The 25,526-nt window shown below is 37.9% G+C and carries 21 protein-coding genes; 11 read left to right on the forward strand and 10 right to left on the reverse strand.

Translation table 11 applies throughout. The features are described from left to right. Positions 1-39 precede the first annotated feature (39 nt). Both PR767_RS00200 and PR767_RS00205 read right to left on the reverse strand, forming a co-directional pair. Positions 40-1,149 carry an ATP-binding protein gene (locus tag PR767_RS00200; protein WP_109912233.1) on the reverse strand — a complete coding sequence of 370 codons (1,110 nt, stop codon included), beginning with the start codon at positions 1,147-1,149 and terminating at the stop codon, positions 40-42. Between the two features lie 24 nt (positions 1,150-1,173). After that, complete coding sequence (locus tag PR767_RS00205) at positions 1,174-4,908, reverse strand: DUF4132 domain-containing protein (protein ID WP_272519719.1); 3,735 nt, start codon at positions 4,906-4,908, stop codon at positions 1,174-1,176. A gap of 359 nt (positions 4,909-5,267) precedes the next feature. On the opposite strand from PR767_RS00205, the gene PR767_RS00210 reads away from it, so the two are divergent. From PR767_RS00210 to PR767_RS00220, 3 genes are all read left to right on the forward strand, one after another. Beyond that, positions 5,268-5,657 (forward strand): RidA family protein, encoded by a 390-nt coding sequence (locus tag PR767_RS00210; protein WP_109912231.1) that lies wholly within the window; start codon positions 5,268-5,270, stop codon positions 5,655-5,657. A 27-nt stretch (positions 5,658-5,684) separates the two neighbouring features. Continuing rightward, on the forward strand, positions 5,685-6,650 hold the full coding sequence (locus PR767_RS00215; protein WP_004910908.1) for a threo-3-hydroxy-L-aspartate ammonia-lyase: 966 nt from the start codon (positions 5,685-5,687) through the stop codon (positions 6,648-6,650). 98 nt (positions 6,651-6,748) lie between these two features. After that, the gene (locus PR767_RS00220) at positions 6,749-7,378 is read left to right on the forward strand and encodes a helix-turn-helix transcriptional regulator (RefSeq protein ID WP_109912230.1); all 630 of its coding nucleotides are present in this window, start codon (positions 6,749-6,751) and stop codon (positions 7,376-7,378) included. Here the strand turns inward: PR767_RS00220 and PR767_RS00225 are convergent. Then, positions 7,375-7,911 carry a metallophosphoesterase family protein gene (locus tag PR767_RS00225; RefSeq protein WP_109912229.1) on the reverse strand — a complete coding sequence of 179 codons (537 nt, stop codon included), beginning with the start codon at positions 7,909-7,911 and terminating at the stop codon, positions 7,375-7,377. The two genes, PR767_RS00220 and PR767_RS00225, sit on opposite strands and share 4 nt — an antisense overlap. A 127-nt stretch (positions 7,912-8,038) precedes the next feature. Next, the gene (locus tag PR767_RS00230) at positions 8,039-8,962 is read right to left on the reverse strand and encodes a LysR family transcriptional regulator (protein ID WP_238563291.1); all 924 of its coding nucleotides are present in this window, start codon (positions 8,960-8,962) and stop codon (positions 8,039-8,041) included. Positions 8,963-9,056: 94 nt separating this feature from the next. Here PR767_RS00230 and PR767_RS00235 point away from each other — a divergent pair, with 94 nt between their 5' ends. Then, the gene (locus PR767_RS00235) at positions 9,057-10,241 is read left to right on the forward strand and encodes an MFS transporter (protein WP_109912227.1); all 1,185 of its coding nucleotides are present in this window, start codon (positions 9,057-9,059) and stop codon (positions 10,239-10,241) included. 142 nt (positions 10,242-10,383) lie between these two features. Then, on the forward strand, positions 10,384-11,262 hold the full coding sequence (locus PR767_RS00240; protein ID WP_109912226.1) for an alpha/beta fold hydrolase: 879 nt from the start codon (positions 10,384-10,386) through the stop codon (positions 11,260-11,262). A 43-nt stretch (positions 11,263-11,305) separates the two neighbouring features. On the opposite strand, the gene PR767_RS00245 is transcribed toward PR767_RS00240, so the two are convergent. Next, positions 11,306-12,190: a DUF362 domain-containing protein gene (locus PR767_RS00245; RefSeq protein ID WP_004910894.1), complete on the reverse strand. Its 885-nt coding sequence runs from the start codon at positions 12,188-12,190 to the stop codon at positions 11,306-11,308. Positions 12,191-12,601: 411 nt separating this feature from the next. On the opposite strand from PR767_RS00245, the gene PR767_RS00250 reads away from it, so the two are divergent. Together PR767_RS00250 and ydeE are read left to right on the forward strand one after the other, a co-directional pair. Further along, entirely contained in the window at positions 12,602-13,759 is a 1,158-nt protein-coding gene (locus PR767_RS00250) for an iron-containing alcohol dehydrogenase (protein ID WP_272519720.1), read from the forward strand. Positions 13,760-14,226: 467 nt separating this feature from the next. Beyond that, complete coding sequence (gene ydeE, locus PR767_RS00255; protein ID WP_272519721.1) at positions 14,227-15,417, forward strand: efflux MFS transporter YdeE; 1,191 nt, start codon at positions 14,227-14,229, stop codon at positions 15,415-15,417. Positions 15,418-15,478: 61 nt separating this feature from the next. Here ydeE and PR767_RS00260 read toward each other — a convergent pair whose 3' ends face one another. After that, positions 15,479-16,630: an MFS transporter gene (locus tag PR767_RS00260; protein WP_272519722.1), complete on the reverse strand. Its 1,152-nt coding sequence runs from the start codon at positions 16,628-16,630 to the stop codon at positions 15,479-15,481. A 534-nt stretch (positions 16,631-17,164) separates the two neighbouring features. Between PR767_RS00260 and PR767_RS00265 the strand changes: the two genes are divergently transcribed. Further along, complete coding sequence (locus PR767_RS00265) at positions 17,165-18,412, forward strand: MFS transporter (RefSeq protein WP_272519723.1); 1,248 nt, start codon at positions 17,165-17,167, stop codon at positions 18,410-18,412. A 51-nt stretch (positions 18,413-18,463) separates the two neighbouring features. Here the strand turns inward: PR767_RS00265 and PR767_RS00270 are convergent, their stop codons facing one another. The 3 genes from PR767_RS00270 to PR767_RS00280 all read right to left on the reverse strand — a co-directional run bounded on the left by PR767_RS00270 (position 18,464) and on the right by PR767_RS00280 (position 21,343). Continuing rightward, positions 18,464-18,673 (reverse strand): hypothetical protein, encoded by a 210-nt coding sequence (locus tag PR767_RS00270; RefSeq protein WP_004910885.1) that lies wholly within the window; start codon positions 18,671-18,673, stop codon positions 18,464-18,466. Positions 18,674-18,917: 244 nt separating this feature from the next. Then, the gene (gene ada, locus PR767_RS00275) at positions 18,918-19,994 is read right to left on the reverse strand and encodes a bifunctional DNA-binding transcriptional regulator/O6-methylguanine-DNA methyltransferase Ada (RefSeq protein WP_109912220.1); all 1,077 of its coding nucleotides are present in this window, start codon (positions 19,992-19,994) and stop codon (positions 18,918-18,920) included. Between the two features lie 170 nt (positions 19,995-20,164). After that, positions 20,165-21,343 carry an MFS transporter gene (locus PR767_RS00280; protein ID WP_109912219.1) on the reverse strand — a complete coding sequence of 393 codons (1,179 nt, stop codon included), beginning with the start codon at positions 21,341-21,343 and terminating at the stop codon, positions 20,165-20,167. Positions 21,344-21,460: 117 nt separating this feature from the next. Between PR767_RS00280 and PR767_RS00285 the strand changes: the two genes are divergently transcribed. Further along, positions 21,461-22,360 (forward strand): LysR family transcriptional regulator, encoded by a 900-nt coding sequence (locus tag PR767_RS00285; protein WP_272519724.1) that lies wholly within the window; start codon positions 21,461-21,463, stop codon positions 22,358-22,360. Between the two features lie 2 nt (positions 22,361-22,362). Here the strand turns inward: PR767_RS00285 and PR767_RS00290 are convergent, their stop codons facing one another. Next, positions 22,363-23,217, reverse strand: coding sequence for a helix-turn-helix domain-containing protein (locus PR767_RS00290; protein ID WP_272519725.1), 855 nt, complete (start codon positions 23,215-23,217; stop codon positions 22,363-22,365). A 153-nt stretch (positions 23,218-23,370) separates the two neighbouring features. Here PR767_RS00290 and PR767_RS00295 point away from each other — a divergent pair, with 153 nt between their 5' ends. After that, entirely contained in the window at positions 23,371-23,913 is a 543-nt protein-coding gene (locus PR767_RS00295; RefSeq protein WP_004910874.1) for a GNAT family N-acetyltransferase, read from the forward strand. A 175-nt stretch (positions 23,914-24,088) separates the two neighbouring features. Next, positions 24,089-25,516 (forward strand): Na+/H+ antiporter NhaC family protein, encoded by a 1,428-nt coding sequence (locus tag PR767_RS00300; protein ID WP_004910864.1) that lies wholly within the window; start codon positions 24,089-24,091, stop codon positions 25,514-25,516. Positions 25,517-25,526 lie beyond the last annotated feature (10 nt).

Below are 25,526 nucleotides of genomic sequence, written 5' to 3' on the forward strand. Positions count from 1 at the left end.
GTTAGTAGAACCATAGTGGCTCTACCTTGTTATGAAACTTTATTGCCAATATGCCCTCGAAGCATCAAAAAAAGCTTTCCACTCTTGGCTATGTTTCGCCCTTTCTCTCGCGACATTGTCAATGTAATAACGCATCCGTTTGATATCATCTGCGTTATCTTTTAAAACCACACCAATAAGCTGGCGTGCAACTGCTCCTGCATTGAGTATGCCATCACCTAAGTAATGGGCTTCAAGTGCACATGCATAAGCAATATTAACGGCTTCAGCTGTCGACATCACCGCGTCTGGCGTTTTAATGCTGCCCCCATCTTTGGTATTTCCTGAACGCAATTCTTGGAACGTGGTGACCAACAGCTCGATCACGTTGCTTGGGATGGTTACTTGGCCATTGAGGTCAGCTAACTCTGCGGTTAATTGCTTATTGATCAGCTTAATTTCAAATGCGGGATCTTGGATAGGCCGTACCGTTTCAAAATTAAATCGACGTTTTAACGCTGATGACATTTCATGAACGCCACGATCACGCAAGTTTGCTGTACCAATTAAATTAAACCCTTGCTTCGCGCTGATCCGTGCATTGTCTTTCATTTCAGGGATCATCATTTGCTTTTCTGACATCAAGCTAACCAGCACATCTTGAATTTCAGGAGGACAGCGCGTGATCTCTTCAAAACGAACAATTTTCCCCTCTTGCATACCTTGGTATAACGGCGAGCTAACCAATGCTTTCTCTGTTGGGCCTTCAGCTAATAGCAATGCATAATTCCATGAATATTTAATATGATCTTCAGTTGTGCCCGCGGTTCCTTGAATGGTTAAACCTGAATCACCACTAATTGCAGCGGCTAATAACTCCGATAACATGGATTTTGCCGTCCCAGGCTCCCCGACTAACATTAACCCTTGTTTACCTAATAACGTCACAATTGCACGGTCAACTAAAGCATCATCACCAAAAAATTTTGCAGAAATATTGAGTGATTCATCACCTAAGATAAATTGCCTAACAGCACGAGGTGAGCGCAACCACCCTTGTGGTTTCGGGTTCTGTTTATCTGCTTCGGTTAAACGCGCCAATTCATCGGCAAAACGAATTTCTGCGCTTTCACGCAGAATATTCCCTTCTATTGTTTTACTTTTAGTCATTCTAAAATCCTACGTTAAACCCACTTACCAAGGTGTTTTCTTTTCCCACTCAGGATCAAAACCTGCACACGCATCCGCAACTTTTAAATAATCCGCATAGCTTTCAGCTAATAAAATAGGTGGGATATCTTTTAACTCGATATAGCTGCGGTTCCATGAGCTTTGTTGTGATTTTTCGAAGCTTAATGAAAACAAGACCGCTGGAATATTTTCCTCTGGCACATAGCTGCCACTAAATTCGATATAGACATAAAAACCTAAACTGGCAAAGTGTTTTGCATAATGGGTAAAACTCCCACCGTCTTCTGCTTGCCCGCGTTGATAACCCATTTTTGTCAAGACGCCACGCAAGGTATAGGTGTCGGTTAACCACCCTTTACGATCTTCAATTTCAGTTAATTTCAGATCCAGAGCAGGGATTTTATGTTCCATTTGTGAAAATAAAAATTTCACTTTGTAATCTTTAAAGTGCGTTATCCACGCTTTTCGCTCATCTTCACTGACCAATGCAGCATGGGCTAATTTGATGTAAGAGTCAGCAGATAACGTCACTTCGTCATCATCTAAATTTAATAAACTGCCATCATCCGATGGACGAAACACATTCAGGATATTGTTCTCTTTCGTTTCTATCCAAACTAATTTTTCGATAAGGCCACGCATCACCGGGTGCGCTTGGATATATTCCTGCCAATCTGCGGTTGTCCAAAGGCGCTCTGCGCACATCGCTTCATATAAACGAGCCGTTTGCAGTTCAATGACTTGCTTGAGTTCTTTTTTACTCGCAGTGAATAGCTTTTTAGATTCTTTAGCCAATTCTTCGTTATCGGTTTTACGTGCAGCGGGTAATGCTTTGATTTCTTTGCCTTCTGGATTAAATAAGACTAATTTTTGCTGTGCGTCCAGCTTCGCAGTAAACGTACGGTCACCATATTCGAGTGCCAAAATACCTGTTTCATCCATTCCGGCAGTCGGTATTGTTCTATCTGCAAGTTCATCCGCGCTCCAACCATTACGTTCAGCAATTTGAGCAACAAGTCCGCGCGCTTTTTCTTGAACTGACGCGGTACGATAACGGCGAGAAAGTGACAATAATAATTGAATAATCAGAGGGTCATTGCTTGTCGCCACCGCATCAATCATGGCTTCAATTTGTGCGCGACGTTGGTAATGATCACGCATATAGTTGCGCAATGTGGTTACGGCAAGGTGCCCTTCAATACCACAAATCAGCGCTAACATTCCTTTATCACTAATAGCGGAGCCTAAATAGCGGCGCAGAACTTCATTTTTTATCTCATTAAACGTCTGCTCTAAAGTATAGTTTTCATACTGACTATAATATTCAGGCCAGCGTTTCACCCAATCTTGATAATTAGCTAAGCGTTTTGGGGCATCACGTTCTGCTTCTGTCATTGCCATTTCTAATGACGGCCCAGCAATATCTTGCCCGATAAAACTATTTAAAATAAAACTACCTAATTTCTTTTGGCTATCTATCGAAAGTAAACCAATATAACGTTGAAGTAATCCATTACCCGCTGGCATTTTTAATTTAACGGCCAGAACCACCCACCAGCGAATAATATCGGCTTCTACGGGTTTATTATTTTGCCAAGTTAATGCCGGCAAAGAATCGAGATTAAACCATGCCATACTAGCAGGCGCTTTCGCTTTTAGCCCTTTTTGCGCTTCAGCTAATAACACTTTAGGCGCAAGATAACCTGAAATATCCTCACCAAATTGTTCCAGTGCAGTTAACAAGGCCGCCCGTACAACTTCCCGTTTTTCTTTCTTTAATAAGGCATAGAGTGGTTTTAATGACTCTGGATTTTTCAAACGAGCCAACCATTCAATTGCGGTGACACGAATTTCTTGTTTGCCTGAATCTAACCCTTCTGCCGCGTTAAGGTGAATATTCGGTAATGTCTCTAGTAATTTTTGTGCACTCAGGCGGTGGGTTTTATTTTCCCCAAGAGCCAACTCCATAATACGTGGAATAAAACGTGCTGGAATGGTCGGTAACATTGCAAGGACATCAATTCCACTCGCCGCATCATATTCTTGATAATAACGCTGCGTTTCTTGTTGAGGAATTAAACCTAATGCTTCTGCAATAAAATCTGGGTATTGAATGAAAAACGGCCAAACTTGTGCTGGCTGGTTAAAAATTGCTAACCCATTAGCATATGAGCGTAAACAAAGGTCTGCAATCAACCGTGTTGCGTTTTTAAAATGACATTGTGTTAACGTTTTTTCTAGCTGACGCAATTCAATTTGCCCAAGAATTCGCGGTGGAACTTCCCGTGTAAGATGGTAATGGGATAAATGTTCCTCATTTGTTCGGTTATGGCTGATCAGACGTAATGCATGGAATAAGTTATATTCGGGCAAGTTAGTAATACGTTCTTTAAATTTCACCACGCTATATTCATGGTCAGTAATAATTTCCTTACCTGAATTCAGCTTATCAATCACCTTACAGCAGGCTTGCGCATTGAGTTTTTGGAATTCTTTATAATGTCGCTGTGCCCAATTGTAGCTGTGCTTCTGTTTTTTGTTTTCTTCAATTTCACTTTCTGCATTTTCCTTGGCTTTTTGCAGCATTTCATTGAAATTATTAACTAAGATATCTTTTGCACTTTCAGGCAGCGGTGTATCTTCTAATTCAATAAACTCAGGTAACTCAGTCTCTTCAACTTGGCTGGCGGTATCCATGACTGAAAATCTCGAAATTGCACTTTCAATACTTTTCAGTACGGTTTTATTGGTTTCTGTTGTCAATGCCGCTGCTAATATCTCTCTGTGTTCGCCTATACGGGCAAACAAATCTGCTGCTTGGGTACGCTGTTTTGGCGTACCTCCAGTTAAAATTTGAGTTAAGTGTTGCGTAACCGATTGTGCAGGTAAAATTGCCATTGTGGGTTCCGCGGCTGCACGCACTGTTTTTAACGAACTAGTAGCAAAAGAAACTAATACATCAGCAAAAAGCGTATAAAGCTCAACGTCTTTCTTCAGTGTGTTGATTAACTGAATTTGCCCTGCAGCAGATAAATTATTCACTAACGTCTGCTTAATAAATGCTTGTTCTGCGATTAAATACGCTTTGAATCCTGGAATGGCAAATAACCGATTTAAGTTATCATAATGGTAATCAGATAAATGATGACGATCGAAAATGATATATAAAATAGTGTTAGCCGGTTTATCTGTCTCTTGTTCGATGATTTCAGTTAGTAGGTCAAAATGCCAATGTTTACGGTGTTCTAACTTAGTATCCCGCGAATTATCATAGGTTTTTGCAAAGGCATCGCCCATTAAATAACTTACCCACGATGGTAATTCAGGTGTTAATACTTTGATGTTAATATCTTGGCACGCCGCCGCTAATACTTTTGCAAAACGGGCAATTTGCGATGAAGTAATCCCATCGCCCACTTTCGAATATAGTTTATGTCTTGCATTTGCCCCTTGGCGAATTAATTTATTATATTGGCTCGAATTAAAGCTATTTCCTCCCCACCACCAATCTACGGTACCGGGTTTATCGAGCAAAATAACCGCTTTTTCGTTATCCAATTGGCTTAATTGAACCAATACTTCTGGCGATTTTCCATCTAATACATACTCTAAAACGGTTTTAGGTAGTTCTTCATCTAAGACAGACAAAGGTAAAAGCGCTTCTTGTAAATATTGTTCTGCAACGGGTGATTCTTTTTTCCCAAAAATTGAAAGAAGATTAAATGTGAACTTTGCCATCTGATTTCCCTAAAAGTATTTATATAACAACTTCTTATCATTTTAATCATATCGTCACAATTTGATTATTCTTAATCGTTTTTAATTAAGATATATCATTTAACCCGTCTTGCGATTTTAAATTCTGCCTATAGGGATATAGCTATAGGTTTACTCTTTATAATTAAACTTTACCCAATAAATTATTTAATTAACTGCCTTATACCTATATTTTTCTTTTTATTATGTTGACGATAATTCTGATAACAGTTTATTGCTATTTACATCAAATTTATTCGCGAAGAAAACGTTGACTAAACACTAAATCTAATATTAGACTAAAAATCTAGTCAACGTATTTTGTGCATGGTGAGGCAGATATGAGTCAACTTATTGAATGTGTGAATGCACCGATACTCATTGCTCCAAAAGGGCATTATTCACACTGTGTTACTGCTAATGGATTGGTTTTTATCTCAGGGCAATTACCCGTTGATAAGTTAGGCAATGCGATGACTGACGTAGCATTCCAAGAGCAAGCCACGCTTGTGCTTGCTAATTTACAAGCATGCTTAGATGCTGTTAATTGTAGCAAAGCGCATTTGGTTCAAGTTCGAGTTTATATAACAGATATGGAAAATTGGCCGTTATTCAACCAGATTTATGCTAGTTGGATAGGCGATCACCGCCCAGCTCGTGCTGTCGCAGGCGTTGCTGAACTTCATTTTGGTGCAGCATTAGAAATTGAAGCGATTGCGATGTCTGCTTAATTACTTATTATTCATTGGGGTTATATCATGTCAGGATTAATATTACCGACTTATCAAGATGTAGACGCAGCAGCACAACGTATTGCGGGTTTTGCACATAAAACCCCTGTTCTCACCTCAACCACCGCAAATAAAGAATTTGGGGGCGAACTGTTTTTTAAATGTGAAAACTTTCAGCGTATGGGGGCGTTTAAATTTCGAGGAGCCTTTAATGCGTTGAGTTTGTTAAGCCCCGAGCAGAAAAAAGCGGGCGTTATTGCATTTTCTTCCGGTAACCATGCACAAGGTATCGCTTTAGCAGCGCAACTTTTGCATATTCCTGCCACTATTCTTATGCCCAATGACGCACCTGCGGTGAAAGTGGCTGCTACACAAGGTTACGGTGCCACCGTTATCCGTTTTGATCGCTATAAAGAAGACAGAGAAGTGCTTTGCCAACAACTCGCTACTCAACAAGAGTTAACGATTATTCCTCCTTATGACCACCCTGATATCATCGCTGGCCAAGGTACCGCAGCCAAAGAACTGATTGAAGAAGTGGGTGAATTGGATGCCCTATTTGTTTGCTTAGGTGGCGGAGGCCTACTTTCAGGGTGTGCCATTGCTACCAGAAAATTATCACCTAACTGCCAAATTTATGGGGTTGAGCCTTTAGCCGGCAATGATGCGCAACAATCATTTCATCGAGGGGAAATTGTGCACATTGATACGCCAAAAACCATCGCAGACGGTGCGCAAACCCAACATCTAGGTAACTACACCTTTGCTGTTATCAAAAACAAGGTTGATGATATTTTCACTGTAACCGACGAGCAACTTATTGATCGCATGAAATTTTATGCTGAACGCATGAAAATTATCGTTGAGCCGACAGGTTGCTTATCCTATGCTGCTGCCCTTGCCCACAAAGAACAATTCCAAGGTAAGCGCGTGGGGGTCATTGTCAGCGGTGGTAATGTTGATATTCAGCACTTTGCACAATTAGTTTTATAAGTAATTAGTTTCATAATGAACACCGCCCTTCATCTATTAGCAATACTAAAAATAGGTTAAAATTAGGGATTAGCAATTGATGGATGAAGGGAAACAGCATGTCAGATCAAAAAGATAATTCAATACTGGCTCAAGTTGAAATTATTGCGAAAGGTCTTAGTGAAACATTTGCCCCTTTTTGTGAAGTGGTGGTACACGACCTTAAAAATCCGGAACACTCGATCCTTTCTATTCATAATAACTTATCTGGTCGCCAAGTTGGTGAACCTACTACCGAACTCGGCCATGCAAGAATTGAATCTGCAGATTTTCCGAATATTATTGCTAATTATGCCAACCAATTTTCTGATGGGCGCCCAGTAAAAAGCACTTCGATTGGTATTAAAGATGAGTCAGGACAATACATTGCCGCATTGTGCTTAAATCTGGATATGACATTATTTAGAAGTATGCAAAGTATGTTATCGCAATTTATTGACGTGGGTAATAGCCCAATAAAAGAGCATATTGAGCCTAATGGTGCAGAAGCCATTCGCATGCGTATTGACCAATATGCAGCCACCTTAGCTGCGACACCACGCACATTGAAAGTAGACGAAAGAAAAAACTTAATTGAAGTGCTACGCAATGAAGGCCTGTTAGATATCAAAAAATCTATGGAAACAGTAGCTCAGCACTTAGGAATATCAAGAGCCTCGGTTTATTTGTATGCGAAAAAAGACAGTTAACGATTGGCTTTTTTTAATATCTGTTTAATGCTGATGGGGAAAAAATCATTTACATCCACGCCGACATTAATAGCACGGGGCCCTAACACCGCTAAGCGCTTAAACTGCTCTGGGTCTTTCCCTGAATTATGAACATGGCCGTATAAATGAATTGCATCACGGAAGAAGCCTTGCCATTCTAATATTGGGTAATGGAATAACACTAATTTTTGTTTTTGATATTCCAACTCATAATAGCTTTTAACCCATTCAAACAACGATTGGTCAAATTCAGGGTCGTCCAAAAATTTATCATGATTGCCGCGGATCAAATATTTTTTCCCTGCTAAGCGACGTAATATTTTATTCGCATCCGCGCCATTCCCCTTGTATAAAAAATCACCGAGTATGTAGATCTCATCATGCTCAGTAACATACGCATTCCAGTTATGAATCAACGTATCATTCATGTGACTGATACTCTTGAACGGTCGGTCACATAGGTTAATAATATTTGAATGGCAAAAATGGGTATCTGAAATAAAGTAAATCATATAAAACCTAAAAATATATTAATAATAATTCTACTCAAGCAAACCATTTGCTTACTATTTATCATATCTCAATGATTTTTAATTGCTTTACGGAATTAGCTGAAAACAGACTTATTTAGCGTAATAATCACTCCCAAATTGCCCTTCCTTCCCAACACTCATCAATTAGCGCTAAAAACTCACGAACTTTAGGGGGTAAATAACGTTTTGTCGGGTATAGCGCACAAATAGGTGACTCAGGCAGGGAAAACTCGGTTAGCACTGGCACTAATCGGCCTTTTTTGATTTCCTCACTCACTAAAAATGCACCTAACTGGCACACTCCCTGTCCTTCTATAGCTGCGGCGAGAATAGCCTCGGTGTCATTTAATACTAAACGCCCTTGAGCTGGATAATTTTGCAAATGCCCATTAATTTTATACTTCCACGACACATTATATCCTCGGTGCCTAAACACCAGCATACTGTGATACTGTAAAGCTTGCGGGTTTACTGGTTCACCGCGCTGCTGGAGATATTCAGGGGATGCGCACGTGATTAACCGATGTGGGGCTAAGACTTTACGGACTAAACGGTTATCATCCATTCCGCCAATACGGATCGCAATATCAAAACCATCGCGCACAATATCACAATAGTCATCATTAAAATCTACATCCACCTCAACCTGTTCCCATTGTGCTAGATAACGTTGAGCAAGAGGTAAAATGAAACGTTTTCCAAATACCACAGGTACCGTTATCCTTAATAATCCTTTTGGTTGTTGCTGGCCTTGGCTTAATATATTTTCAACTCTTTCAATCTCTTGTAATATGTTAATGGCAGATTCATACACCAATTGACCTTCATCACTTAAATGAATACTTCGTGTCGTTCGATGTAACAAGCGAGTTTGTAGACGATGTTCTAGTCGCCCAATACATTTCCCAATCGCTGAACGCGATAGTGCTAGCCGTTCGGCCGATTTCGTGAAACTCAGTGTTTCAACAACATCCACAAAGACTTTTAAATCAAGTAGGTTATCCATCACTAGAGAAGCTGAATTAGACACGATTTATCCCCAATATTACTACATTTGATATATTTATCTCCCATCATGTCCCCTATATGCTATTTCAACAAGTTTATTTTTAGTTAGGTAGAATATGTTTTCACAATGCATTAAACATTCAAATAGCATCAGCACACTTCGTTCATGGGGGGCAATACTGACCTTAACCCTTGCCACTTTTATTGTTGTGACCACTGAAATGTTACCCGTCGGCCTATTAACCCCTATTGCCAATCAGTTTTCTATTTCTATCGGTTTGAGCGGGTTGCTTATGACTTTACCTGCTGTCGTGGCTGCAATTTGCTCACCATTGGTAATTTTATTTACCGAACAAATTGATCGTAAAAAATTGCTGATTTTGGGTGCGCTACTGCTCGTTGTATGTAACTTGCTTGCGGCAATCACGTCTCATTTTACATTGCTATTAATTAGCCGCTTATTTATTGGTTTGTGTATTGGCATTATATGGGCGATCGCAGGTGGAATAGCACCGCGTTTAGTGGCATCAGCACATGTTAATTTAGCAACATCAATGATTTTTGGTGGCGTGGCTGCTGCCTCGGTAGTGGGGATTCCATTAGGCGTTTTTATGGGTGAATGGTGGGATTGGCGCAGCGCATTTTTCTTAATGAGTGCCTTATCATGTATTTTATTATTGTTAATGGTAGTTCTTTTACCCTCTTTACCGACGGTCACACCACCTTCAGCTAACGCTTTTATTGCACAATTAAAACGCCCAACAATATTGCTTGGGTTAGCCATTACCTTACTCTTGGTATCAGGGCATTTTATGGTGTTTACCTATATTAGACCGCTATTAGTCACTAATATTCATGCAACAGGTGAACAACTTAGCATTATGCTATTCTTTTATGGTATTGCGGGCATTTTTGGTAATTTTATCTTTGGCTTAACTGCGGGGAAAAAGCTTAATTTATCCTTGTTTATTATTATAACAATCATTATTGCTTGCTTATTTTTGCTTGCTATTTTACCCCTGACAACATTAATTGGCGGCCTAACTATTATAGCTTGGGGAATGGCTTATGGTGGTGTCTCCGTCACATTGATGACATGGATGATTACGCACAGTCTTCAACATATTGAAATTACGGGCTCACTGTATATTGCTTTTTTTAATGCAGGCATTGCTTTGGGTTCTGCTTTAGGCAGCATGGTTGTCTTCTTATATGGGTTATCTGCTAACCTCATCATCGCAGTTCTATTACTCACAACGGCGCTACTGGCACTCGCTATTTATCACCTTAAAACACATTAATCTGACATTCTTCATCAATAAAATGATTACCATGATAAACTTCGATTATATCATAGGTAATCATTGCCATTTTTTATGGCTCGTAATTGCAACGAAACTACGGCATATAAATAGCACTATTAATGAAGATACCGGAAGAAAAATGACCAAAACCAATTCAGTTCCACTTTTTTATGATTCATTTGGTACACCAGATAACCCGACTATAGTCCTCATTCCTGGCTTAGGTGGCCATAACATTAGTTGGACGTCAGACTTTTGTCAGGAAATTGCAGATGCTGGTTTTTACCTGTTACGTATAGATAACCGAGATGCGGGTTTATCTCATCATATCAATGAGTTCCCACCTATTGATTTAGGGGTATTGATTGAAAAAATGCAACAAGGTGAGCCTTTCGCTGTTCCTTATACCTTATTCGATATGGCTGAAGATATTATCCATCTCTTAAATACGTTATCTATTGATAAAGCCCACTTTATTGGTCGTTCCATGGGCGGAATGATTGCCCAAATAGCGGCAGCGAAATTTCCTGAACGTACATTATCTCTTTGTGCAATCATGTCATCGACTGGGAACCCGACTTTGCCACAAAGTGCTCCCGATGTTATGCAAATGCTGATGAGCCCAAGTGCTAACCCAAAAGAAGATTTAGAAGGATATTTGTCAGGACAGCTTGCGTTTTATCGCCGGATCAGCTCAACGTTTGGCCCATTTGATGAAAATTATTATCGTGAATATATACTGCAATCACTCGCACGCAATCATTCACCAGAAGGCACCAAACGCCAAATTGTGGCTGTTGCCGTCACCGGAGATTTGCGTTCTTATATACAGCACATTAATGTACCCACATTAGTTATTCATGGTTCAATCGACCCGCTCTTCCCATTAGCCGCAGGGCAAGATATTGCTAACAATATTCCGAATGCAAAATTGGAAGTTATTGAAGGTATGGGCCATGAAACGCCACCAATGATTAATCCACAAATCGCTAAACTGATAATTAATCATTTAAATTAATAAATTCGCGTACTAAGGCTCTGAAAATGAGCCTTAGTTACTATTATAACCACCCTTGTTTCTTATGCTGCGCACAAATTGGGCAAATATGGGTATTTTCTTCCCAAGAAGAAAAAGGTAAATGGCAGGTATTACACTGCGCATCATAATAATGGAAAATTTTTGGTACGCTATTTTTGGCTGTATATGCTTGTACATGGATAGATTTAGGAAAACAAACGACTTGGCAACTCATACAACCAGTACAACGTTTTTCATCTATCAAAAATTGGTTATTTTCAATTTCTATCGCATGCTCATCACACATCTTGGCACAAGCACCACAAAGAATGCATTTTTCTGTGTCTAATTCGACCTTAAACCAGCTATCTTCAGGGTAAAATTGTTTTCTTGCATTTAATCCTGTTTTCACCTGGCCCTTATCTAACGGCTTTGAATCCAATTTTTGACGAAATAGCATCATCCGACGACCGCTATCGACTTGTTCAGGCTGAACAATACGTAATTGCCAAATAGGTTCTTGTAATATTTTGAGTTTTAAATTTAATGCCGCAATCGTTGGCAACCATTTATCAACCCAGGGTTCAGCAATTTGCATACCACGAATGCCATATTGCCGGTGCCAAACAATCAGTTCGTCCGCATTCGCAATGGGTTCGTCATGTTTTACTATCAGAAACTCCCCTTGATAGCTGCGTTCGTGAGGTTTGATATTTTCAATAGCATCGACAGGGCAAGCAAATAAACAATTACCACATTGAAAACACAATTCATTATTAATTTCTGCATTCATATGGCTAAACGATACCGCACCCACTGGACAACTCGTGGCACAATTATCACAGATGCTATTTTTCAGGCGTTTTCTTACACACTGGCTATTAATTATGGGTTCAGGTGGTAGCTCTAAACTAATAAACCGTCTCATCGCTCTTTTATTCCCATCGTTGTAAAAACAACCAAAATAATAATGAAAAAATTATAATCACAAACACAATACTTTAATTCTATCACTAAGTTACATTTTATTTTACAGTAACCTTTTATTCATAAAGATGACCTGGGCTAAGTAACAAGCAGAAAAATATTTATCAATATAATTTCAATGGGTTAATAGAATAACGTTACTCTACAGCCCCGCTTTGCACCTTCATATTCATCATGTATGCGATAATTTATTCTATAATTTCATTATAAGTAATATATAACGCATATTTATGATAAATAATCATATAGTTTTAATCTATAATATTAATCTGTTAGTCTTATATCAATCATATTAGTTTATATACGTGATATTTTAGTACCGCTCACCCTCCATACAAACTAAGGTTTATCTATGAATAATTTTGAATTTTATAACCCAACTCGTATTATCTTTGGCGAAGGTAAAATCATTGAGCTTGATAGATTAATTCCGAAAACGGCAAAAGTTCTCATTCTTTTTGGTGGTGATAGTGCAAAAAAAACGGGAACATTAGGTGAAGTTGAGCAAGCTTTAGGATCTCGAACATTCGATCATTTTGGTGGAATTGAGGCTAATCCTCGTTATGAAACCTTGATAAAAGCGGTCGATAAAATTGAAAAGGAAGGCTTTGACTACTTGCTGGCTGTTGGTGGCGGTTCGGTCATTGATGGCGTTAAATTTGTTGCGGCAGCGGTAAATTATCCAGGTGATAAGTGGGAAGTGGTCACCAATAGAGGCACTACCATAAATACTGCGCTACCGTTTGGAACTGTATTAACATTACCTGCTACAGGTTCTGAAATGAACAAAGGTTCTGTGATTACTCGTGAAGAACTACACTCTAAACTTGCATTTATGAGTGACCACGTATTTCCTCAGTTCTCTATTCTTGACCCAGTCAAAACCTATACCTTACCGGCTCGTCAAATCAGTAATGGTGTCGTTGACGCTTTTGTTCATGTGATTGAACAATATTTGACTTATCCAGTAAATGCCTATGTACAAGATGCATTTGCAGAAGGTTTATTGAAGACATTAATCGAAATTGGACCTAAAGCGCTAGAGACTCCGAAAGATTATGATATTCGGGCTAATTTAATGTGGACAGCCACATTGGCTTTAAACGGTTTAATCGGTGTTGGTGTTCCACAAGACTGGTCTACCCATATGTTAGGTCACGAAATTACTGTGTTGTATGGTTTGGATCATGCACAAACACTCGCGATTGTTCTACCGTCCATGCTGACAGAAAAATTAGCCCAAAAACAGGCCAAATTAGTGCAATATGCCGAACGAGTTTGGGGAATTACGTCAGGTACAGAACAAGAGAAAGCACTCAAATCCATTGAGTTAACTCGAGAGTTCTTTGAAAAAATGCGAGTGGGTACTCGTTTCAGTGACTACCAGCTGAATCAAGATGTTATTGAGCCCTTAGTCAATAGCTTGGCTGCACATGGTATGGTGAAATTAGGTGAGCACCAAGATATTAATTTAGATATTAGCCGCCGAGTATATACTGCCGCTTTATAATGTTTACTTCTTTCGAAAAGGTGCAAAATTGCACCTTTGAGGTTATTGACAAAGCGGGATAAAAGCGTGGTTTTTCCCGCTTTGTGTTATCAGCCGAAAATCAATAATTTGATTTTCCTCGTTTATTTTCAAAACCTATTAGACTTGCCGCCAAGCATAATATGTTTGGCGGCAAGTCTGAAAGGTGCAAATTTGCACCTTTTTCTATTTTAACGTCAAGATTCCTTCGCCTTATAACTCACTTTAAATTCTTGGTGATTACAACAGCATATAACATTTAATTATCAAGATTGTATTTCATATTACCAGATTTTTAATTGAGAATGGTACATTAGCATCAGCAAAATATTGTTTTCAATTTTGAGCATTAATCACCATATCTCACCGCAGTAAATTTAGGTATTTTATAGCTTACAGAACGTCTGAAACAAATCTATAACAACAATTAATGAGTTAGGTTGTGTGCCATGTTATCTAAATTTAATATATCAAACAGTGCATTACTTGCATCGTCACTGCTCTTAACTATTGGGCGTGGTGCGACATTGCCCTTCATGGCTATTTACCTGACCCGTGAATATAAAATGGCTATTGATATTGTTGGTGTTGCAATGTCAATGGCTATGGTAGTCGGTGTTTTATTTAGCATGGGTTTTGGCATGCTAGCTGACCGCGTAGACAAAAAACGCTGTATGTTATTTGCTGTTATCGCCTTTATTTGTGGGTTTATTGCAATACCTATCGTTAATAATGCAATTTTAGTTATTATTTTCTTTTCACTAATAAATTGCTCTTATTCCGTATTCTCTACGGTACTAAAAGCGTATTTCGCAGATACCCTCACCGTTGCATTAAAAGCAAAAATATTTTCCTTAAACTATACCTTTATTAATATAGGCTGGACCGTTGGACCACCAATTGGTACTTGGTTATTAATGTATAGTATTAACTTGCCATTCTATTTAGCCGCAATTTCTGCCGCTTTTCCGATATTTTTTATACAAAGGTTTGTACAGAGCATAAAGCCGACACCATTAGGAGAAGGCCAAATCCGTAAATGGAACCCTGTCGCTATGCTACGAGACCAAGTGCTAGCTTGGTTTATTTTATCAACGTTTTTAGGCTCATTAGTTTTCGGTACTTTTACGACTTGGATATCCCAGTACGCCATTACTGTAGCGGACAGTGATTTCGCTCAAGTGGTTATTGGTGTTATTTTGCCTGTAAATGCGATTGTCGTGGTGACGTTGCAATATACCGTCGGAAAACGCATCACCTCAGATAATTTAAGAAAATTAATGACATTAGGCAGTCTATTTTTTATTTTAGGGTTGGCAACCTTTATGTATGCCCATGAAAATTTATACCTTTGGGCTCTTGGTGCCTTTATTTTCACTCTGGGTGAATTAATTTATGCCCCTGGTGAATATATGCTGATTGATAGTATTGCACCAGACGGAATGAAGGCTAGTTACTTTTCGGCCCAATCTCTAGGGCTGCTTGGTGGTGCATTTAATCCGATGTTAACAGGGGTTGTATTAACAGAACTTCCACCCTATTTTATTTTTATTATTCTTATGTTTATTACATTTTTAGCTTGGCTATCCATGTTAAATGGAATGCGTCTAAGAAAGAAACAACTATTAGTTGCCCAATAGCACTCTTTTCTCCACTGAAAAACCATTTTCGGTGGAGAAAAATAAGCAATCTACTATCTTTTTATTCTCTGTCTTTTCTCTGTCTTGTCGGGAAAACTAAAAAAATAGCGGAGCTCAAGAATATAACAATCATGATCATAGAAATCACAAGGTGACCTTTCGAAAAAAATAAAGAAAATACGGGTAGTGCAGATAATAAAACCAAGTTGTTCACACTCTCGGATATCGACAAGACAAAACCTTTATTCTCTGCACTTTGCCTTGCTAACATTGAGGTACTTATGGGAGATGCTAATCCCAACATCCCCCCAAGAATAGTTAAGCATAAGCCATGACCAATTAACGAAAGCCACCCACTAAGAAATAACATAATCGCAGCCATGATTATTAAAATAATAACAATGAGTTTTGTATTATTTGACGTCTTAATCCTCTCTATTCTTGCAACCAAACCATTGCCACATAATAATCCGACCCCGAATAATCCCATTAGACTGCCAACTTCAACGCTTTCTAAGTGTGATCTTTGCCTTAATATTTCACCCGCAAGCAGAAACATACAGACTGACACCCCATTCCATAGACCTTTCGCTAATATAAGTCGAACAATACCTTTTTGTTTAATCGCTATGAAAGATAATTTTTTACTGGTTACTTTTTGTGAACGAGGTAGCGTAAATATCCCTATGATGAATACCACTAAGCACCCTACCGCGGTATAAATAAATGGCACGTACCACGCAAAATACTGAACTAATGCCCCAGCGATGATAGGCCCGGTAATAATACCGACAGTCATTCCCATCATAATGTTTCCCATTGCTGCAGCTTGCTTACTTTCGCTCATCACATCAGCAATAAGGGCAAAGATAACCGGAACAAGTGCGGCAGATGCTAATCCACCAAATCCTCTTAAAACTAGTGCAATCAATAAATTAGGCGCAAAAATAATAACCAAGCTATCAAGTGATAATAACAAAAGAGCCATGAGTACAATTTTTCGTTTATCAATTCGATCTGATAAGAAACCTATAATAGGCGCTGCCAAGGTATAGGCCAATGCATAAGCTGATATCAACCAAGCAATTTGGTCGGGCTGAACATGAAAAACATTTGCTAACGGCGATAAAATCGCCGATAACATGAATTCTGCGGTACCCACAAGGTATACCGCTACTGCGGATAAAAGCAGCAGGTAATGAGTAGATATCATAATATTCTCGTTTTGATATACATCGAATTTCCAACCATTGTTTATGATTGGTACTTATAAAATTTGAATTTTAAAAAAGTAGTTGAGGTAAGTTTTTTGGTAGCAAGCCACTAGGGCGCAGTCAAGCTGACTACTGGAAAAATTGAGATATTAATTGGGATAGCATACTGAAAGTATGAGGCTGAAGAGATACCTATTAAATCTTAAATATTAATTAAATTCAAGTAATACCGACTAAGTTAAATATATATTAACTATCATTTAATCATCTTGAATTCAGAAGAGTTAATTCTCACACTTATTTTATTATATCTTTATTTTGATACGTGAAATCTCCTATAAAAAGGGACTAATTCCTACAATTAATCGATGATTTGCCTCTTCCATATCAAAAAAACTCACATTAACTATTTTATAATGCTCAAACAATAACAAGATGGGTGCTTCCATGTTTGGTTATTAAATTAATTGAAAAGAACAGTTTATTTAATAATTACATTAAAGCATGTTTAGGCTAACGGAAGGTGTATGAACATGAATATCACTGCTCGGCTAAAATTCGTTTCATTTCTTCAATTTTTTATCTGGGGCTCATGGCTGGTTACTTTTGCGTCTTACCTCTTCAATACCTTACATTTCAAAGGTGGTGAAATTGGCCTGATTTTTAGTACATTAGGCATCTCAGCTTTATGTTCACCGATTATTATCGGATTTATTGCAGATAAAATTAATAACCGAAAACTGGTGTATATTGCTTCACATATTATTTCTGCTGTATTTTTGATCGCAATGGCGCATAGTGACTCAATAACCTTGCTATTTATTATGACATTAGTTCACCTAATGTTTTATATGCCAACTATTTCCGTTTGTAATAGCATTGTTTTTGAGATGTTGAGCGCAAAAAAACTCGATTCGGATGTTTATTTTCCCAAAATACGCGTTTACGGCACCGTAGGTTTTATTGTTGCTATGTGGACAATTAGCTTATTAAAATTGGAAATGAGTTTTTATCAATTATATGTAGGTGCGATCGCATCCGTGGTCCTCAGTATCTTTTCTATTTTCTTTATTTCAACACAGGCCTGTAAAATTGAGAAAAAAGAACAGAAATCTAGCTTTAGTTGTCAAAATATTATTTTACTCTTTAAAAAGGGGCGAGTTGCAGTATTCTTGTTTTTTGCCATGCTATTAGGTTCTGTCTTACAAATTACCAATACCTTTGGCGTTCCCTTTTTACAAGATATGGCATTAATGCCTGAAGCTAGAGGCTCGGTTTTTTCTGAATACCCCACTATCTTTTTATCGATATCGCAATTTTCAGAAATTGTCTTTATTTTACTCTTGCCGCTGTTACTCAAAAAATTCAAAATTGAAACCATCTTATTTATGAGTATGGTTGCATGGATTTTACGACTAGGCTTATTTGCTTATGGTGATTTCACTGCGATTGGTACACTGGCATTATTTTTATCCATGGTTGTATACGGCTGTGCATTTGATTTCTTTAATATCGCAGGAGCACTATTTTTGGAAAAAGAAATTGCGCCCGAATTTCGTTCAACAGCACAAGGCGTATTCACCACATTAGTCAATGGATTTGGTACGTTTTTAGGGGCGGTATTATGTGGTTGGGTTATCGAGCTTAATACCGTCAATGGTATAGTAGATTGGAAAACCTTCTGGATGATTTTTACAGGTTACACGGCCAGTTTTACACTTCTCTATGTGATTTACTTATTCTATTCTAAAAATAGTCAACCGAAACCCACCATTCAATGACTATTATTCCCCTTATTCATGACTCATATCTACTGAATAAGGGGTTTTATATTATTTTAAGCTTGTGACTTTTAATGCTTCCCCTAATATTTTAATTGCATTGCGTCGCCTTGCGATTAATGGAAGCGCATAGTTTATTCGCAAATGATTAAGGAAACATCCGCCGGTCGAGAAATGTTCCCCTGTTAAAACGGTGACTTTATTACGATGTAGAATATCGAGTAATTTACGACTATCAACCGGTAGATGTTCAACCCACAATGAAAATCCTCCTTGTGGCCGCGAAATACGAGTATTAGCAGGAAAATGGGTTTCAACTAACTCTTTATATTGGCATGTTACTTCTAAAAGTAAAACTTTAGATCTAGATACTATATTGTGTTTACTAAACAGCACCTATTATATATTAATATAGGTGCTGTTTATTTTAAATATTCTAATTAAGGTAGTTCACTAGAAATAATTATATGAATACTATGGTTATCCGTGATCCCCTTAGCTATCATTAACTATTATCTGCCTTATACTGGGCTTCTTTTAACAATAGCGCTTGTTTTCGGTCAATGCCCCAACGATAGCCTGAAAGGTCACCATTACTCTTAACCACTCGGTGACAAGGAATAGCGACAGCTAACATATTTGCACCACAGGCATTAGCTACCGCTCTGACGGCACTAGGCTTGCCAATTTTTTCTGCTATATCACTGTAACTTACTGTTTCCCCTACTGGAATATTACGTAAAGCTTGCCAAACGCGTTGTTGAAATGCAGTGCCTTGAATGTCTAATGGTAAATTTAATCCAATTTCAGGTGCTTCAATAAAACCTACCACCTGAGCAACCAGTTGCTCAAAGCCGTCATCTCCTCCAATCAGCTCTGCTTTTGGGAATTTATCCTGTAAATTATTCAATAACTGCTCAGGGTCATCCCCTAACAAAATGGCGCAAACACCTATCGGACTTTGTGCAACCAATAGTGTCCCTAATGAGCAAACCGCAAGAGCAAAGTAAATTTTACTGCCCCCCCCTCCTGATTTCCATTCACTCGGCGTCATTCCTAGTCGTTGAGATGAGGCTTCATAAAAGCGACTATTTGATTGATAACCCGCATCATAAATAGCGTCAGTAATTCGTTTTTTTTCTTGAAGCCGTTGTTGCAAGGTTTTATGGCGAAATGCATCCGCATAGGCTTTTGGTGTTAACCCTATTTGCGCTTTAAACAAACGGTGGAAATGATAGCGACTCATACCAATGTAACTAGCTAATGCAGCCAAACTCACCGTTTGCTCTTGCTGTTCAATATAACGACAAGCTTTCTCAATTTGCTCTTGATAAAATTGGGTTAATTGTGATGTTTCTGTCCGAAAGCGTTTTCCTGCACGATAGCCTTGTTCAATCGCTTGTTGCTCATTATCAAAAAACTCAACATTATTTATATTTGGTAAACGGCCAGCAGCAGACGGATGGCAATAAATAGCAGAGGTTCTTACACCGTAAACAAAGTGACCATCCGCGGCTTTATTCCTTTCAACCACCGCTTGCCATCTCTGTTCTGGCGTATTCCACAAATTTTTAGTTGTCATCATGTCGCCCTTCTTTAGTTAATTGCATTAATTATGACAAACTACAATTGCAAAAAACTCCGAACATTGCTTTTTAATTCAAGTTTTATTTATTCCGTGCGAGGGATCCTTTTAATCCACTTAACGGTGATTTTACATTAATTATCAAATGAAGAATAAGTACAATAAAATTAGCTGCATGCAATTTCAGTTTCCATTTTAGAATCGGATTTTTTGCGAAAAACAACCAGAATAACCATAATTCCCAAAACAGCGACTAGTGCCCCCATAAAACTAATCATTGAATAGCTATACCCATAGGATAAAACTATCCCACCAATTGCTGCGCCAATGGCATTTCCTAAATTAAAGGCACCTATATTAACGGAGGACGCTAAGGCTTGCGCACCTTTTGCTGCATTCATGACTAACATTTGAATAGGAGGAACAATACCAAAGCTAAAAATACTCCATACCATTAGGCCGACACCCGCACCAAATGCATTTACCGCAATAAATGGGAATATAGCCATGCTTAATGCCAACATAATGAAAAATATTATTAAAGTGCTAAAAAGTGACTTATCTGCAAATAACCCACCAATATAATTACCAACAGTAAAGCCTATACCGATAATCACTAACATTATTGTGACCATTTGGTCTGAAGCCTGAATAAAATTCATTAACATTGGTGTAATATAGGTATACAACGTAAACATTGCGCTCGCACCTAACACAGTAGATAACATGCCTAACAGGACTTGAGGGCGCCGTAAAATACGCAATTCATTTTTTACATCCACTTTTGTCCCCATTAGGTTATTTGGTAAAGCCCAAATTAAACTTATAATCGTCAAAATGCCTAAAATTGAAATTAAATAAAATGCCTGCCTCCATCCTACGACTTGTGTTAATTTCGTCATCAAAGGTACGCCACCAATATTGGCTATTGTTAACCCCATGAACATAGCCGCTATTGCACTTGCTTGTTTTCCTGGAGGAACCACGCTTGCCGCAACAATTGCGCCTAATCCAAAAAATGCACCATGATTTAAACTGGTAATAAAACGAGAAAGTGACAGGGTCACCAGATCAGGTGACATTGCCGATAATACATTCCCAATAGTGAAGATCGACATCAAAAATACTAATGCTATTTTAGGACGCCTTTTGACTAACAATAGCGTCATAATAGGTGCACCAACCATAACGCCGAGGGCATAAATAACCACTATCACCCCCACAGAAGGAATGTCTTCTTTAAGATTGTCAGCAATATAAGGAAGCATTCCCATTGGTGAAAATTCTGTTGCTCCAATAGCAAAAGCCCCTATTGCTAATGCTAGTAATGCCGTATTAATTCTCATTTAAAAACCTTATTGAAATAAATTATTAACATTTTTATTAATGAGCAGAATTTTTTCACATTGATACTCAATGAAAAAGGCGTTAAGGTGAAAATAACTTTTGCCGGATATGCAATAATGAAAATAACTTTTGAAGAGCTTCAGGCCTTTATTAGCGTTGTAGATTGTGGTTCTATCACCGCAGCAGCAGAGCAATTAAACATGACAATATCGACAGTAAGTCGTTTATTACTCAGGCTTGAAGAAAAAATAAATACGACGTTAATCTACCGAACAACTCGTTCAATTAAACTTAGTGATGAAGGCGCTGCATTTTTGCAGAAATCGCGAAAAATAGTTGAACTAGCTCAAGAAGCTGAAGATATGCTCTCAATACGACAGACTGTTCCTTCAGGTAAATTACGGATAGATGCATCAACTCCCTTTTTGACTCATGTTATTACCCCATTAATTCCACAATTTTATGCACTTTATCCGCAAATCGAACTTGAGATCCATAACTATGAAGGAATTACTAATCTGTTAGAAAAACGAATTGATGTAGCTTTTCGTATTGGAGTCCTCAAAGATTCTTCACTCAATGCCACCTTATTAGGTTTTAGTCGACAACGACTCGTTGCCAGCCCTGATTATCTTGAAAAATATGGCGTACCGGAAAGTATTGAAGAATTAAAACAACACTGTTTATTAGGCTTCACTCAACCTGATTCATTAAATATTTGGCCAATAAAAACTCATGATGGGGATTTATTTAAGATTTCACCTGATATTTCAGGCACTAGCGGCGAAGTTTTATTTCACCTTGCAGTTCAAGGTGCAGGCATTTTATATTCAGCTGATTTCGTCACACTAGACGCTTTCGCTCGTGGTGAATTAGTACAAGTATTAGAAAAGAAAACCATTAAAACTCGCCAACCTATAAATGCCGTTTACTATCGTAACCAAGCTGTTTCACCACGCTTACGCTGTTTCATTGAATTTATAAAAAAATACTCAACAAAGATTGAACCACATTAATATTATTTATTTTTCCGTTCTTTTTGTTCAATGCGTTTTTTAAATCCCGTTAACGTCATCCCTGTATGCCGTTTAAAATAGCGACATAAATAAGATGTATCTTCAAAGTTTAATTCATCCGCAATTTGCTTAATGGATAAATTACCAATTTCTAATAATGCCTTTATTTCTAGAATCACTTGCCTATCAATCAATACCTTTGGTGAGTCTTTAAAAAAACTTTGACTAATTTTAGATAAGTAAAATGGAGTGATCGACAATTGCTCCGCATAAAATTTCACTTCTTTATGCTGTTTACAGTAGGTCGTAATTAAGCCCCAAAAACGCCAGCACAGTTGCTCTTGGCGGCTTTTATTTTCTGGTTTGATAGAAGTGTGTTGTGCATGATTACTAATTTCTAAAAATAAATTTTGCAAATGATTTTTTAATTGTAATAGCCCATGACCACTCCAGTTAGACACGATAGTTAGAAGAATATATCTCCAGCTTTCAAATAGTGCAGCTTTTTCTAATGACGTTGAAATCACAGGGAAGTCATTAAAAAAAGCAAAAAGTTGATGTGGTAATGCATAAGCAATTTCTACTGCTAGCTTTTTATCAATCAACCAATACTCCAAACGAAATTTGCGTGATTTGGCTTGTAGCATTGCAAAGGAATCATCGTACAAAACGATTATGTCGTTTTTTCGTACTGGATACCGTTTGAAATTAATATTGAATGTTGCATATCCTTGCTTGCACACACAAACCGCCACATAAGATGTTTTAATCGGTTTAAATTGCATTTTATCCATATGGCTTTCACCAATCCGAATGACTTCAGGCAAATCAATTTGATAATTTTTTAAATGCATCATGATCGTTGTACTTTAATTTGCACCATATCGCACTACCATAACAAATAAGTTGTTATAAGTACCTAAAATGAACAAATTATGCCCTTATTTTATTTCTATAAATACCTAAAATAACTTTCAAGTTAGGAGATAGCGTAATGAGGAGATGATAAAATGGTACTTACAACAAATAGGTTAATATTGCGTCCTTGGCAAGAAACAGATGCCGCGGATTTATATTTCTATGCAAAAGATGAAAGAATTGGCCCAATCGCAGGTTGGCCTACTCACAAAAGCGAAGAAGAAAGTCTTTCTATCATCAAAAATATTTTTATGCGTGATGAAATTTACGCTGTGACGTTAAAAAATGAGAACCAAGCTATTGGCTTGATTGGTTTATCATTCAGCCATGAAAGTAATTTTCCTATTGGTGAAAATGACGCAGAAGTTAGCTATTGGGTTGGTGTACCGTTCTGGGGAAAAGGCATTATTCCAGAATCAATTAACGCCATCATTCACCATGCTTTCACTGATTTAAAATTAGATAATTTGTGGTGCGGTTACTTTCAAGGTAACGAACAATCTAAAATTGCTCAAGAAAAATGTGGCTTCAAATACTATGCAACTCTTGAACCACAATTTATTGAATTAATTGGCGAAACTAAAACAGAAGATATTAGTAAAATAACAGCTAAAGAGTGGCAAGCTCGACAGTAATATTTGATTCTATCTATACATATGGCCAACATTTATCTGTTTGGCCTTTTTCTTATTAATTTATTGTCACAACGTATTTCAAACTACATAAAATTATTCTACCGTGTTCCTATTAATGCTATGATTTTTCAACAATTATAAAATTCATATTTTCTCTCGGATCACAGGTAAACACATGCAGGACTATGGTATTTGGACCGTTATCACTCCCATTGTGACTATAATATTGGCGATATTAACTCGCCAAGTCATGCTTTCATTAATGTTAGGAATACTCGTTGGTTTTACTGTCATTCATGACCACAACGTATTATTAGGTGTACAAGGTACCGTTGATGGTATTATTGATACATTTTCATCTGCAGGAAATACGCGAACAATTGTCTTTATGGTTATGATCGGTGGGATCATGAGGCTTGTTGTGGTTACAGGTGGCGTTCGTGCTTTAGTTCAGTTACTTACCAATAAGACAAAATTAATTAAAAACCGTAAATCTACTCAGTTGCTCGCCATTATCATTACTTCTCTTATTTTTATTGAAAGTTCAATTAACCAATTAGTCGCTGGAGCTTCAACTAAAAATCTCGCACGACAATATGGTGTTGCCCCTGAAAAAATGTCCTATATTATCCAAACTGCGTGTGTTTCTGTTTGTTCCTCTGCCATCATCAATGGGTGGGGAGCGGTAATAATGGGGTTAATTGGGGTACAAATTTCCCAAGGGCTGATTCAAGGCGAGCCTTTTGATATTTTAATTACGTCGATTGGTTACAATTTAATGGCGTGGTTATCCATTATAACGATCCTATTCTATGTATTTACTAATATTTCATGGGGTCCCATGAAAAAAGCAGAAGATACATACCAACAAAATTTTATTGCTGGGAACATTTCTCAATTACAACGTCAGGATAACGAAGAAGAGATTATTGACCACCCTAATGCTCATTCTTCATTAAACTTCTTTATACCTATTTTATCTACAGTATTAATGGTCCCTATCGCACTATATATCACAGGTGATGGTGACTTTAGTAAAGGAAGCGGTTCGACATCCGTATATTGGGGAGTCATGTTTGGTACTATGGTATCTTTCTGTTGGTTTATCGGTCGACGGTTACTAAATATTGATGCTTTCTTTAAAGAATTGTTTATCGGTTATGCCAATATGCTAAAAATTAGCTCCATTATGATTTTAGCATTCTTAATGGGAAATGTTTCTGCTGAGTTAAATACAGGTGCTTATATTGCTGAAGTCACTCAAGGCGTTATGGCCCCAGGTTTTTCTATTGGTTTTATCTTTATAATTAGCGCCATTATGTCTTTAGCAACAGGCACCTCTTGGGGTACTTTCGCAATAATGATCCCTATCGGAGTTCAATTAGGTTTATCTGTAGGAATGCCTGTGGAATATATGATTGGTGCAGCAATTTCTGGCTCAATATTTGGCGATATGACCTCTCCAATTTCTGCGGATGCTATTGTTGCATCAATGGCGACAGACTGCGAACATATTGAGCATATTCGAACACAGATGCCTTATGCACTAGTGACTGCCAGTATTGTTCTTGCTATTTACCTTTACCTTGGTTTCTCTTATTAATTATTGGGAA

Origin of the sequence: Providencia sp. PROV223 (assembly GCF_028479245.1) — a bacterium.
Classification (GTDB): Bacteria; Pseudomonadota; Gammaproteobacteria; order Enterobacterales; family Enterobacteriaceae; genus Providencia; species Providencia rettgeri.

What these genes read in the sequence shown, in the direction of transcription:
- PR767_RS00200 (WP_109912233.1), bottom strand. Translation starts at nt 1,149, where the DNA reads ATGACTAAAAGTAAAACAATAGAAGGGAATATTCTGCGTGAAAGCGCA.
- PR767_RS00205 (WP_272519719.1), bottom strand. Translation starts at nt 4,908, where the DNA reads ATGGCAAAGTTCACATTTAATCTTCTTTCAATTTTTGGGAAAAAAGAA.
- PR767_RS00210 (WP_109912231.1), top strand. Translation starts at nt 5,268, where the DNA reads ATGAGTCAACTTATTGAATGTGTGAATGCACCGATACTCATTGCTCCA.
- PR767_RS00215 (WP_004910908.1), top strand. Translation starts at nt 5,685, where the DNA reads ATGTCAGGATTAATATTACCGACTTATCAAGATGTAGACGCAGCAGCA.
- PR767_RS00220 (WP_109912230.1), top strand. Translation starts at nt 6,749, where the DNA reads ATGTCAGATCAAAAAGATAATTCAATACTGGCTCAAGTTGAAATTATT.
- PR767_RS00225 (WP_109912229.1), bottom strand. Translation starts at nt 7,911, where the DNA reads ATGATTTACTTTATTTCAGATACCCATTTTTGCCATTCAAATATTATT.
- PR767_RS00235 (WP_109912227.1), top strand. Translation starts at nt 9,057, where the DNA reads ATGTTTTCACAATGCATTAAACATTCAAATAGCATCAGCACACTTCGT.
- PR767_RS00240 (WP_109912226.1), top strand. Translation starts at nt 10,384, where the DNA reads ATGACCAAAACCAATTCAGTTCCACTTTTTTATGATTCATTTGGTACA.
- PR767_RS00245 (WP_004910894.1), bottom strand. Translation starts at nt 12,190, where the DNA reads ATGAGACGGTTTATTAGTTTAGAGCTACCACCTGAACCCATAATTAAT.
- PR767_RS00250 (WP_272519720.1), top strand. Translation starts at nt 12,602, where the DNA reads ATGAATAATTTTGAATTTTATAACCCAACTCGTATTATCTTTGGCGAA.
- ydeE (WP_272519721.1), top strand. Translation starts at nt 14,227, where the DNA reads ATGTTATCTAAATTTAATATATCAAACAGTGCATTACTTGCATCGTCA.
- PR767_RS00260 (WP_272519722.1), bottom strand. Translation starts at nt 16,630, where the DNA reads ATGATATCTACTCATTACCTGCTGCTTTTATCCGCAGTAGCGGTATAC.
- PR767_RS00265 (WP_272519723.1), top strand. Translation starts at nt 17,165, where the DNA reads ATGAATATCACTGCTCGGCTAAAATTCGTTTCATTTCTTCAATTTTTT.
- ada (WP_109912220.1), bottom strand. Translation starts at nt 19,994, where the DNA reads ATGACAACTAAAAATTTGTGGAATACGCCAGAACAGAGATGGCAAGCG.
- PR767_RS00280 (WP_109912219.1), bottom strand. Translation starts at nt 21,343, where the DNA reads ATGAGAATTAATACGGCATTACTAGCATTAGCAATAGGGGCTTTTGCT.
- PR767_RS00285 (WP_272519724.1), top strand. Translation starts at nt 21,461, where the DNA reads ATGAAAATAACTTTTGAAGAGCTTCAGGCCTTTATTAGCGTTGTAGAT.
- PR767_RS00290 (WP_272519725.1), bottom strand. Translation starts at nt 23,217, where the DNA reads ATGATGCATTTAAAAAATTATCAAATTGATTTGCCTGAAGTCATTCGG.
- PR767_RS00295 (WP_004910874.1), top strand. Translation starts at nt 23,371, where the DNA reads ATGGTACTTACAACAAATAGGTTAATATTGCGTCCTTGGCAAGAAACA.
- PR767_RS00300 (WP_004910864.1), top strand. Translation starts at nt 24,089, where the DNA reads ATGCAGGACTATGGTATTTGGACCGTTATCACTCCCATTGTGACTATA.